The organism is Stieleria sedimenti (assembly GCF_025060895.1).
GTDB classification, from domain to species: Bacteria; Planctomycetota; Planctomycetia; order Pirellulales; family Pirellulaceae; genus Stieleria; species Stieleria sedimenti.
In genome coordinates this window covers 1-12,024 of sequence record NZ_JANZKV010000332.1, presented here as the reverse complement: position 1 = coordinate 12,024, position 12,024 = coordinate 1, and the positions used below count along the sequence as shown (strand labels likewise).

General features: G+C 58.0%; 10 protein-coding genes. 7 read left to right on the top strand and 3 right to left on the bottom strand.

What is annotated here, in order from left to right; translation table 11 throughout:
- Window positions 1–322: 322 nt before the first annotated feature.
- Window positions 323–853 (bottom strand): Uma2 family endonuclease, encoded by a 531-nt coding sequence (locus tag NZK35_RS32745; protein ID WP_259636740.1) that lies wholly within the window; start codon window positions 851–853, stop codon window positions 323–325.
- A 138-nt stretch (window positions 854–991) separates the two neighbouring features.
- Here NZK35_RS32745 and NZK35_RS32740 point away from each other — a divergent pair, with 138 nt between their 5' ends.
- Window positions 992–2,242 carry a Glu/Leu/Phe/Val family dehydrogenase gene (locus tag NZK35_RS32740; RefSeq protein ID WP_259636739.1) on the top strand — a complete coding sequence of 417 codons (1,251 nt, stop codon included), beginning with the start codon at window positions 992–994 and terminating at the stop codon, window positions 2,240–2,242.
- Between the two features lie 20 nt (window positions 2,243–2,262).
- Here NZK35_RS32740 and NZK35_RS32735 read toward each other — a convergent pair whose 3' ends face one another.
- Both NZK35_RS32735 and NZK35_RS32730 read right to left on the bottom strand, forming a co-directional pair.
- Window positions 2,263–4,344 (bottom strand): sulfatase-like hydrolase/transferase, encoded by a 2,082-nt coding sequence (locus NZK35_RS32735; RefSeq protein ID WP_259636738.1) that lies wholly within the window; start codon window positions 4,342–4,344, stop codon window positions 2,263–2,265.
- Between the two features lie 965 nt (window positions 4,345–5,309).
- Window positions 5,310–6,164 carry an alpha/beta hydrolase gene (locus tag NZK35_RS32730; protein WP_259636737.1) on the bottom strand — a complete coding sequence of 285 codons (855 nt, stop codon included), beginning with the start codon at window positions 6,162–6,164 and terminating at the stop codon, window positions 5,310–5,312.
- Window positions 6,165–6,283: 119 nt separating this feature from the next.
- On the opposite strand from NZK35_RS32730, the gene NZK35_RS32725 reads away from it, so the two are divergent.
- The 6 genes from NZK35_RS32725 (at window position 6,284) to NZK35_RS32700 (ending at window position 11,893) form a co-directional block, all read left to right on the top strand.
- On the top strand, window positions 6,284–7,342 hold the full coding sequence (locus NZK35_RS32725; protein ID WP_259636736.1) for an alpha/beta hydrolase family protein: 1,059 nt from the start codon (window positions 6,284–6,286) through the stop codon (window positions 7,340–7,342).
- Between the two features lie 5 nt (window positions 7,343–7,347).
- On the top strand, window positions 7,348–8,130 hold the full coding sequence (locus NZK35_RS32720) for a creatininase family protein (RefSeq protein ID WP_259636735.1): 783 nt from the start codon (window positions 7,348–7,350) through the stop codon (window positions 8,128–8,130).
- An 18-nt stretch (window positions 8,131–8,148) separates the two neighbouring features.
- Window positions 8,149–8,811: a tRNA (adenine(22)-N(1))-methyltransferase gene (locus NZK35_RS32715; RefSeq protein WP_259636734.1), complete on the top strand. Its 663-nt coding sequence runs from the start codon at window positions 8,149–8,151 to the stop codon at window positions 8,809–8,811.
- 636 nt (window positions 8,812–9,447) lie between these two features.
- Complete coding sequence (locus NZK35_RS32710) at window positions 9,448–10,362, top strand: DUF1559 domain-containing protein (protein WP_259636733.1); 915 nt, start codon at window positions 9,448–9,450, stop codon at window positions 10,360–10,362.
- Window positions 10,363–10,418: 56 nt separating this feature from the next.
- On the top strand, window positions 10,419–10,793 hold the full coding sequence (locus NZK35_RS32705; protein WP_259636732.1) for a BlaI/MecI/CopY family transcriptional regulator: 375 nt from the start codon (window positions 10,419–10,421) through the stop codon (window positions 10,791–10,793).
- Complete coding sequence (locus tag NZK35_RS32700; RefSeq protein ID WP_259636731.1) at window positions 10,790–11,893, top strand: M56 family metallopeptidase; 1,104 nt, start codon at window positions 10,790–10,792, stop codon at window positions 11,891–11,893. Before NZK35_RS32705 ends, NZK35_RS32700 begins: the two co-directional genes overlap by 4 nt.
- Window positions 11,894–12,024 lie beyond the last annotated feature (131 nt).

Genomic DNA, 12,024 nt, shown 5'->3' with positions numbered 1-12,024 from the left:
CTACCGCGACAATGATGGAGTGGCAGAATGATGGGGCATCGAGGAGTTTAGCCATCAGTTCAACAAATCACTTGGACTTTGACCGTTGAGTCGGCGTGGTGGCGAAGACTGGGAAGCGGAGCCGTTCTCCAATCGTTTTGCCTTCGATCATTCTGCCCCGTATCGTTCTGCCTTCCTTCCCCGACCGCGTCCCGCCAGCGGCCTGTCGATCTAAGCCCGCAGGCGTAAGCCAGGGGCGACGCGGCGTCCCTCGCTAACGCGTCGGGCTGAGATGATCACGTTGATTTCGGGGCATCGACTAAAATGACTGGCCGCAGGCTCGTCAAACAAACAGTCTCGCGGCATCGATCTCGATCCGGCTGTCGTCGTCAAGGTCCAGTCCCATCGATTCGCCGGATCCGACGGATCGCTCCGCAGCCTTGGTGACGTCCAGCACGGTTTGGTCGGTCGGGTCGACGATCAAATAGTGTGCGACATCATGTTCAAGATAAATCGCCTGTTTCGCTGTCAGCTCGCGTTGCCGCGTCGCATCGCTAAGCACTTCGACAACGGCGACGGGCGTCTGCTCCAAATGCCGATCGGGTTGAACGCCGCAGACGACCATCAGATCCGGTCGAACCACGGTGTCATCGTTGACGATCCAATCTAGATGGGTGTAGACGCGGCAGTCGCACTCGTTCTCAATGACCTGATTGAGGATTTGTCGCGACAGTTCAGCGACCACTCGCTCGTGCGGCCCGAATGGCGATGGACTCATCGACACAGGCACGCCATCGATCAATTCCCAATCGCCTTCCCAGCGGCGGTAATCCTCGATCGTGTAGTGCGGGACGTAGCGGGGTGCGGTGCTCATCAACTCTGTTCCTCGTGGGTTCATTAATTGTACCCCGAAACGAAACCATGATCGCGGCGAACCGAGTAAACTCAAAACCGCCGTCATGCCGAATAGAGTACGGTATGCCTGGGCGAATCACTCCAGAGGGACGAATTGATGCTAGAAGAGAGCCGGGCTTATTTTCGCCATGCCGCCAACGTTCTGGGACTTTCTGATCGGGTGCGGGACATCCTGCTGACCCCGCTGCGGATCGTCAAGGTCGGTCTGATCACCGAGAGCGACGAAGGAAAACTGATCCGGCATACGGGATACCGGGTGCAACACAGCCGTGTCCGCGGACCGATGAAGGGCGGATTGCGGTACCACCCTTCGGTCGACGAAGACGAAGCGACGGCGCTGGCCAATTTGATGACCTGGAAAACCGCGGTCGTCGACGTTCCCTACGGCGGCGCCAAGGGTGGGATCAATTGTGACCCGAGTGATTTGAGCGAGCGCGAACTGAACGAGATCACACGCACCTTCGTCGGCCAGATCAAAGATGTCATCGGCCCCACCATCGACATCCCCGCCCCGGACGTCAACACGAACGCCAAAATCATGGGCTGGATCATGGACGAGTATTCCAAGTACGCCGGATTCTCCCCCGGGGTCGTGACGGGCAAGCCGCTGCATTTATTCGGGTCCGAAGGCCGTGAAGAAGCAACCGGTCGCGGCGTCACAATCGTACTGGAAGAAGTGCTTCGCTCACAGAAAAAATCCATCACGGACGTCACGGTTGCCTTTCAAGGTTTCGGCAACGTGGGCAGTTTTGCGGCTCGGACGATGGCGGAACTGGGTGCTAAGATCGTCGCCGTCGGCGATCATGCCGGCGGCGTTTCAAACCCCGAAGGCCTGAACATCGACGAATTGGTTGACTGGACCGCCCGGCATGGCAGCGTCGCTCGATTCCCAGGTGGCGACGCGTTTGAAAGTTCCGAAGTGTTGACCTGGAACGCCGACGTCCTGGTCCCCGCCGCACTCGGCGACGTGCTGACCAAAGACAATGCCGAAGACGTTCGGGCGAGCATCATCGTCGAGGCCGCCAATTCGCCGACGACACCGGAAGCCGACGAGATCTTTCGGCGACGCGGCATTCTGGTCGTGCCCGATATCCTGGCCAACGCCGGCGGCGTGACGGTCAGTTATTTTGAGTGGGCACAGAACATTCAACAATTCCGCTGGGAACTCGGACGCATCCGACACGAATTGACCGACCACATGCGAAAGGCCTATGCGTGTGTTGCCGATGTCGCCAAAAAGCGTGACGTCGATCTGCGTACCGCCGCGTTCATTCTGGCGATCCAGCGTGTCGGCGAGGCCGCACTTTCGCGACGCCCGTACGCCGAAGCCAAAGACCTGCCGCGCTGAAACAAGTGGCTTGCGAGCGATCACAGTGTTCTGATCCGAACGTTGTGCAAGCTGAGCGTCGGCTCGCGCAATCCCGGGAAATCAAGCCCGACCACTCCGACACCAACGTTCGATTCATCAACCAGATCGCTGTGCAACCTGCCATTGACCCAAACCTGGCAGCGTTCGCCGACCATGCGGATGCGATAGCGATTCCATTGCCCCGGTGTAAATGGAACCGCGTTGCCTTCCAAGTTCGATGCGGTCGGTGGCACATTGACAACCGTTCCCGCCACACCGTTGTCTTTCACGCTGCCGTGGTAACTGATCCGCATCTGCAGCGCGTCGGGCGACTTGGCGTCGAATTCCCATTCAAAGTTTTTGTACTTTGCAATCGTCGCCAGGTACGAAGATGCATGACCGCTGAAGGTCAACGTTCCATCCTCGGATGCGACGCCGCCTTTCTGCGCCCCGTAGGTCCAATGGTGCAGGTCATCGAGAGACTTCCAACTCGCGCCATCACGCAACGCGATCAACTGGTCTTTCAGTGAAGCTTTGATGGCAGCGTACGCCGGGTCGTCGGCAAGGTTTTTCCACTCGCGGGGATCGGCATCAAAATCGTAGAGTTCTTCTTCGCCGCTGGAGCAAAGCGTGTAGCGATACTGTTTGCTGCGCACCGAGAAATGCGGGAACCAAGTGCCGCCATGTCGCTCGTGTTGGCTGTGGTCTTTGCCCGGCAATGCGGTGATCGCGACATCGGGACCGTCCCAGTCTCCGTCGGGCGACATCACCAGGGGAACGAGGCTGTGCCCTTCCAGTTTGTAACCGCCCGATGCGGCATTCGGCTCTTGGGGCAATCCGCACAGTTCGTTCAACGTCGGGTACAGATCGATCCATGAGACCGGACGGTCGCAGGTCACGCCTTGGGGCATCCCGTCGACACCGGCGATGATCAGTGGAACTCGCGTCGCGCCGTCCCACAGACTCTGCTTGTACAGGAACTCTTTTTCACCCATGTGAAATCCGTGATCGCTGGTGAAGATCACGATGGTGTTGTCACGTTGGGGACTGGCGTCAACGGCGTCCAGGATTTTTCCGACTTGATCATCGACAAAGGAAACGCAGGCCAAATAGGCTTGCAGCCACTGCCTGTAAAGCTGCCGGTCTTGATGACGCACGAGCATGTCGTATCGCCGAAATCCATAGAGTGATCTGTCCGCCAACGCGGTCGCGCAGTCAGCCAAGTCATCTTCGATCGTCTCGGGAAGCTCGATCGAATCGAGCGGGAAGCGATCAAAGTATTCCTGTGGTGCGTAAAGTGGCGTGTGGGTCCGGACCAATCCCGTGAAGATTGCGAAGGGTCGGTCATGTTGCCTGGCGATCACTTCGGTTGACCACTCGGCACACAATTCATCACTCAACTTGTCTCGATCATCATCGCCGTTGTAACGAAACGGTTTGCCGCCCAACCGCCATCCCTTGTAACCGGGGATTCCCGCTGCCGGATCCGGTTTCCAATCCGGGATCATCGACAGTGGGCCGAAGTGGTGTTCCCACTTGTAGTCCATGTCACCATCGGTGTCGTACAGATACATCATCGCCGGATGGGGAAGATGACTTTGATTGGATTTCCCATCCCATGGCCAAGGACCGACGTCGGGCTTGGGACCGCGCTGATCAAATGCCCCGTCGGACTGACCGCCGTGGTAAATTTTGCCGGTGCCGAACACGGAGTAGCCGTGGTTTTGCAGGTGCCGATTGAGTGAGACGCATTGATTCAGAACGCCGTTTTCTTTCCATTTTTCGAACCAGTACAGCCCGCTGGTTTGCGGATAGAGCCCGAACAGCATGCTGGCCCGCGATGGGGCGCAGATCGGGTCGTTGCAATGGGCGTTGGTGAACGTGACGCCACGTCGAGCGATTCGATCGATGTTCGGCGTCTTGATCACCGGCTTGCCATCGGGGGCCAGCGGCAAGTCGTTCAAATCGTCGACGATGATCATCACGACGTTGGGACGTGAATCCTCGGCAGCGGCAGCCCTGAACACCACGGATGAAGCCAACCCAAACAAGGCGAGGCTAGCAGTAACCTGGACGAGAGATCGCCGACGTTTGAATCGCATGGTAGTTCACGAGAAGGTGACAAGTTCGAGGCATTTCGGGTGCAAACTATTCTAGACTCAACGACCGCCAAGGAGTAACCGTCAGCGAAAATCGTATCACAGCCGTTCTCGGCATCGAGGCATCGGGGAGGAGCACACGCAAAGGCGCCAAGCCGCAAAGAAGAGGTTGGAGAATGGGTCGCGGATGGAGCGACGTACGCTCCACGTCCATTTGATCCGCAACCACCTCCAGGTAATAACCTTTGCGGCTTCGCGTCTTTGCGTGAGACCTTCCAGCGTCCCCCAGCCTGATGACACACGCAAAGGCGCCAAGCCGCAAAGAAGAGATTAGAGAATGGTTCGCGGAAGGAGCGACGTACGATCCACTGTCCTTTTGATCCGCAACCGCCTCCAGATACTGACCTTTGCGGCTTCGCGTGTTTGCGTGAGACCTTCCAGCGTCGCCCAGCCTGATGACACACGCAAAGGCGCCAAGCCGCAAAGAAGAGGTTGGAGAATGGGTCGCGGATGGAGCGACGTACGATCCACTGTCCTTTTGATCCGCAACCGCCTCCAGGTACTAACCTTTGCGGCTTCGCGTCTTTGCGTGAGACCTTCCAGCGTCCCCCAGCCTGATGACACACGCAAAGGCGCCAAGCCGCAAAGAAGAGGTTGGAGAATGGGTCGCGGAAGGAGCGACGTACGATCCACTGTCCTTTTGATCCGCAACCGCCTCCAGGTACTGACCTTTGCGGCTTCGCGTCTTTGCGTGAGACCTTCCAGCGTCCCCCAGCCTGATGACACACGCAAAGGCGCCAAGCCGCAAAGAAGAGGTTGGAGAATGGGTCGCGGAAGGAGCGACTTACGATCCACGTCCATTTCATCCGCAACCACCTCCAGGTACTGACCTTTGCGGCTTTGCGTCTTTGCGTGAGACCTCCCAGCGTCCTCCAGGTTGAGTCCGCACCTCTCACGGCCCACGCCGATCACTCGACAAAAGATTGTGATTGCAAGAAGTTGGCGGCTTGTGAGGGCCAGGTCGAGATCAAGGAGCCCTCAACCGGACGGATGCCGTAGCCGTGTCCGCCGTTGCCGAACACGTGAAGCTCGGACGCGATGTTATGTTTCTTGAGCTGCATGTAATACAAGACCGTTCCGAGCGCTGTCGAATTGTCATCATGTGTGTGGACCAAGAAGGTCGGCGGCGCTGTCGCCGGTACGTCGATTCCATCAACGAAACCATCTGTCGCCGCATCGTACATCCGCCAGGGATAAACGAGCATCGCAAAGTCAGGCCGAGGATCGACGCCATCGATCGAATCCACTCGATCGTAGGACAGCGTCGTCGGGTCACTCATGAATCTGGCGGCGACTTGGCCACCGGCGGAGAAACCGAGCAAGCCGATGCGATCGGGTTTTAATTTCCAATGCTCGGCTTGGGATCGCAGCACGGCCATCGCGCGTTGGATGTCTTGCACCGGACGCCGCCATCCGACTTGTGCCGGATCGTTCTTCGTGCGGTAATTGAGCACGAAAGCCGTCACGCCCAGAGAATTGAGCCACTCGGCCGCTTCGGATCCTTCCAAATCGGGAACGACGTACGAAAAGCCGCCGCCCGGCAAGATCACCACGCCTGTTCCGTTAGGATTTTCGGCACGATAGACCTGCAGTGTTGGCCGAGTGATCCCGGCGATTCGTGTAACATTCTCCTTGCCGCTTGGTCGCGGTGGCAACGCTTGGCCGACCGATCGAGTCGTCTCGCCCGGGGCCAAGTCGGGCCACACGTCGATGGGCTCTTCCGCCGGGGCCATCGACGCCAGAAAAAACACGGCCAGGGACATGAATCGGGTTGAAGGGTGTAGCATATCCTGACCTTGAAAGATGAAAGGAATTCGCACGCTGGAAGCTCACGCCGCCGCGGAACCATTATCCTACACAGCCCCCGAGCCTAACTGTTTTGATGTTGATCAAAAATCTTGCCGTCGGACTGTTCGCCGTCGCGATGTTGCTGCATGCTTCGAATGTCGCTGCCCAAGTGCCGGGTTACCCGGAGGGTGTCCGCGAAGCTCACTACCGATCCGACGGTGACGGCTCGATGCAGCCGACGTTGATCTGGCTTCCGAAATCGGACGAACCGGTGCCGCTGCTGGTCGCCTTGCACACCTGGTCGAGCGACTATCGTCAAACCGGCGGTGAGGTTCAGTACGCGGAGTGGTGCCAGCAAGCAGGCTGGGCCTTCATTCACCCCAATTTTCGCGGTATCAACAAGACTCCCGAAGCGATGGGGTCGGATCTCGTCGTTGCCGATATCCGCAGCGCCGTCGACTTTGCCAAGTCCGAAGCGTCCATCGACGCGAATCGAATCTACTGTATCGGTGTTTCCGGTGGCGGGCACGCATCGATGTTGATGGCGGCACGTGAGCCGGAGTTGTGGGCGGGGGTGTCGGCCTGGTGTGGCATCTCGGACATCGCCGCTTGGCATCACCAGTGCAAGGGAACGTCATTCGATCGCTATGCCACCATGATCGAGTCGGCACTGGGTGGCGCGCCGGATGCCTCGACGGAACTTCGTGACGCCGCCTGGCATCGTTCCCCGCTGAACTGGATCGCCAAGGCGGATCGGCTTCCTCCATTGGATCTCAATCATGGCATGAATGACGGGCGTGCGGGGAGCGTCCCGTTTACACATTCGATGTTGGCGTTTAATGCCGCCGTTCCCGCGTCGGTGGCGTTGAACATCGATGCAATCGACAAGCTGTACCAAACGCGTGCGGTGCCGGAGGAGTTGCAGCGAATCAACACAGCCAAACCGGATTCGTTGTACGGCAACCATGTTCCGATTTTTCGCCGAACCGTGGGGACGACGCGACTGACCCTGTTCGACGGCGGTCACGAAATCGTGCACGAAGCGGCACTCAACTGGCTGGCTGCCCAAGCGAAGGGGCGACCGGTAAACTGGAATCCGAATCGGTTGATGCCGTTCACAGTCAAACCCGATGACGAGCAAAGCGGAAAGTAAACACAATGCGCCCCTGGATCCTCTCGGAAATCAACTACGGCTTTGTTAAAGACTGTGACTATCAAGTCGCCGTGCTGCCGACGGGTGCGACCGAGCCCCATAATCTACATTTGCCTTACGGAACCGATACGTTTCAAGCCGAAGCCATCGGCAGTCGCGTCTGCGAAGCCGCCTGGGATCGCGGCGCGCGCGTGGTGATGTTGCCGCCGATTCCGTACGGAACCGAAACGAATCAAGTGAAGTTTCCTCTGTCGATGAATTTGAACCCGAGCACGTTGGCCATCATCATCCGGGATCTCGCCGAGTCACTGACCCATTGTGGCATTCGGAAACTATTGATTCTGAACAGCCATGGAGGAAACGAATTCAAGCCGCTGTTGCGTGAGTTGCACAACCAGACTCCGTGCCGCCTGTTTTTGTGCGATTGGTTCCGAGGAATCTCGGCCGATGTGCAGCGAGAGATTTTCGAAGATGCGGGAGACCACGCCGGTGAAATGGAAACCTCACTCGGGCTGGCGTATTTTTCCGAGTTTGTTGATGTTGATGCGGAAGGCAAGATCACTGCCGATGATGGAGCGGTGAACGAAACACGATTTGACGCCGTCAACCAAGGCTGGGTTTCCATCACGCGTCCTTGGCACTTATTGACCCGCCAATCCGGGTCTGGAAATCCGCATCCCGCCACCGCCGAGAAAGGGCGTCAGCTGATGGACGTGCTCGTCGAGCGGTTGTCGACGTTTCTCGTCGAACTTGCCGAGAGTGACGTGGACGAGCGATTTCCTTTTTGACAACTGCTTGTTCTCACCATGCCGAAACTTGACGAACGCCTGAAAGCGGTGGCGGTGCAGATTCGCAGTCGCGTGCATGCCGACATCGGCTCCGACCACGGGCATCTACTCAAAGCGTTGTTGACGTCGGGACGGATCGAACGTGGGATCGCAATCGAAATCAACCAACGACCTTTCGAGAATTCGCGTTCAACGCTGGCCGGACTCAACGCCGACGTCAGGCTCGCCGATGGGTTGGAAGGGCTGTCACCGGGCGAAGCGGACAGTTTGAGCATCTGTGGCATGGGCGGTGAACTGATGACTCGAATTCTGGAGCCCCATCCCGACCGTGTCCCGCCCGACGTGGTGCTGCAACCCAATCGTCGCCCCGATGCCGTCCGATATTGGGCCTTTCAATGCGGGTTTCAGCTGGTCGAGGAACAACTCGTCGTCGGGCGTCAGCGTTACGTGGTGATGCGGTTTCGGCGTCATCCGTCATCCGCCGACCCGGCCTACGACGCGGTGGATCGCGAAGCGGGTTTGCTGTTCGGGCCGCTGCTGATCAAACGCTGGGAAACCCGATTTCGAGACATTCTGGTTGAGGAATATCAATACTTGAAGGAGCTCCAACAGCGGACCGAGCAGTCACAGCATCGACTCGACGTGCTGGAGAAACTGCTGCGTTGCAACGCGATCCTTTGATTGACGATCGTCCCGGCACCCAACGCGATCAATCGCGAGAACGCATCACGTCGACTGGATGTCAGGTGCAAACTCCTCGACCTGACCACGCTGCAATGAGTGCTGCGCGGTGCCGAAGCGAGGCTGCTCCTGGTGATCTTGACCGGTTGGATCGGCGCGGCCACCGTCAACCTGCTGGTGTTGCCGTTACGGAAAACGGGTAAGAAGATTTCGGAGGCAAGAAAATGATGAAATGCAGCAACGATTCGAGTTAGCCAATTTTCCTACCTCCAAAAGTTTCCCGCCCCTCCACCCACTCATCGTGCCCCGTCAAGTCGGTGGGAAGCAACCACAAAGACCGCGCTGAATGGAGGTTGTCGATTCATTGTCTCGTTGGGATTCTCGACGAACAATATCTGCCTCCTCCTGGCGGAGCTCTTCATTTTTTGACCACCAAATTTTTTGACCCATTTCCCGTCGTCCTACGGGCGTACGAAATCAATGGTGGTGGCGGTCAGCGAGAACCCTCTGAAATGGTACGATTTTGCATCGTCCGGGCGGACCCTGTGGGTGAGGGAATGTCGGCATTGCTTAAAAACTAATAGGTTCGTAGAATCCGCTTTTCAGCAAGTCGCCCAGCGGTCACGGATGTCGCCGATGAACCCAATCAATCCTCCGGATAGCAGCCAACGAGGATCCGTGCGCGCCGGTTGTCGGCGAGCGTTGACGGTCCTGGAATTGCTAGTCTCCGTGGCGATCATCGGAATTCTCGCCGGATTGGTGCTGCCGGCCGTGGGTAGCGTTCGAGAATCCGCGCGGCGTGTTCAGTGCGTCGACCATCTTCGCGAAACCGGGCTGGCGTTGCACTCTCACCACGACTCGCAGCGCAGTCTGCCCGCCGGTTGGACCTTCGATCCCCAGTCGGTCTCGGCGTACGGATGGGCGGTTCCGATTCTGCCCTTTTTGGGCCAACCCGCACTTGCCGATCGGATTGAAATCGAACAATCGGTTGGCAATCCGCAGCATGAAGCGGTGCGTCACACTTCGCTTGCGGTCCTGCTGTGCCCCTCCGACATCGCCGAACCTGAGTTCGTGCTGTTCGCCGATGATGAGGATGATGAAGGACAGCACGCCCAGGGGGACCATCCCGCCGTCGGGACAACCGCAGAATTGGTCGAGCTGCCGACGGCAAATTATGTCGGTGTGTTTGGCACGTTGGAGCCGGACGACGAGGTTCCCGCACCGGTCGGTGACGGAACGTTCTTGGAGAACCGGCATACGCGGTTTCGTGACTTCCAGCGGGGTTTGAGTGTCACCATAGTGGTCGGCGAACGCACCATGGCTCAAGTGCCATCGACGTGGTTCGGTGTCGACTTGGCCGGAGAAGACGCGGCGGCACGACTGGTCGGTTCGGCGCTCGAAGGCATCAACAGTCCGTTTGCCGATGAATGTGATTTTTCCAGCCGCCATCCCGGCGGCGCGAACTTTTTGTGGGGCGACGGCCATGTCAGCTTTGTCAGCGAACAGATTGATTTGCGTCTGTACCACGAGTCGGCCAAGTTGCGCCGATGATTGATCGCTCTTGTTTCTCATCCCGTCATCATCCAGCCGTTACAGGAAGTTGTTCATTGTCCCGAACTCAGATCACCAAGTGCGAGGCGGAAGTCATGGACGTCGTCTGGGACCGCGAAAGCGTCACGGTCAACGATGTCGTTGAAGCCATCGACCGTGACTTGGCCTACACGACCGTCATGACGACGATGCGAATCCTGGAAGAAAAAGGGATCGTTCGTCGCGGGCAAAAAGAGGGCCGTGCCTACACCTATTCTGCCGCCGTGACGCGTGAAGAAGTGCGTCACGGAATGATTCACGAGCTGACCGATCGCCTGTTCGGTGGTTCCGTGCAATCCTTGGTGCTCAGCCTGCTCAACAGTGAAGAGGTGTCACCGGAAGACATCGCGGCGGTCAAGCAAGCTGCCGCCAAAGCGGAACGTCGCCGATGAACGCGTCACAGCTATTCGAAACCGTTGCCAGTCTGCCGCTGCAGGTCCTGATCGTCGTGATCGCCGTGGTGCTTCTGAGTCGTTTTGTGGATCAGGCGGCATCGAGTTGCCGGCTGTGGACGATCGGGTTTCTGTCGATTTTGGGATTGATCGCCGTCGGTTTCATGTTTCCCCATCTTCGGTTGATTCAGAACGGCGGCGGCCTCAGTGAGTCGGCCGCGCGGACCCTGTTTGTGGCGCAAGTTTGGTTCGTCAAGATCATGGCGGTTGTCTGGATTATCGGTTTTTCCGGCGTTCTGCTCCGACGTCTCGGTCGCATGATCGTCTTGTCGCAATTCTTCTCGCAGCGATGTCGTGTGATGACGGACGAAGAGATCTCGACCCTGCCGCTTGGTGATCAAGACGCATTGCCCGAGGGCCTGCGCCTGCTCGTCTCATTTGATGCGCACGGTCCGTTTTGCTGGCAGTTGCAGCGTCCGACGATCGTGTTGCCAAGTTGTCTGTTACGCGAAGACGAAGACGAAGACGTGCTGCGGCATGTGCTGCTGCACGAACTGGAGCACTTGAGAACCAACCATCCGCTGCAGCATTTCCTGCAGGGCGCCTGCAACGCGCTGCTGTGGTTTCATCCGGCGATCTGGTGGGCCGCTCGAAATGCCGAATTGACTCGTGAATTCCATTGTGATGAAGTCGCCGCGAATGCCGGCAACACGATTGCAAGCTACTTGAAAACACTGGCAAAAATTGCCGAGCAGAATCGCGCCGCTCCCACGTGCACGCTCGCGTTCGGCCGCCGCAAAAGCGCGATCATTCGTCGTACGGAACATCTCGTTTCGCGGATCGAATCGAAGGGGGACCAACGTTCATCTCGCGACCAACGCCGAACATCGCTGGCGATCGGCTGTCTGTTTCTCCTCGTGCTGGTCGTGTCGCAACTGTGGTTGCCGGTCAATGTGCTGGCTTCGTCGCGAACACGCGTTTCGCCGTGGCCGAACTGGACCGCCGAAATCCTGCACGATTTTGGCGTTTCGGTGCGCGACTACGAGCGATTCGACGCCCGGCATGATCTGAATGTACTCGCGAGCGACGACGAGGACTGATCGTGGTCGATGACGGAACGGGCAAAACGGAGGACGGGATGCAATGAAATACTAAGAAGATAGTGGTTGCTGTGGGCGTCAATGAATGTCTGGCGGAAATGGTACGGGCATACGTGTTGGTGTCCAGGCTT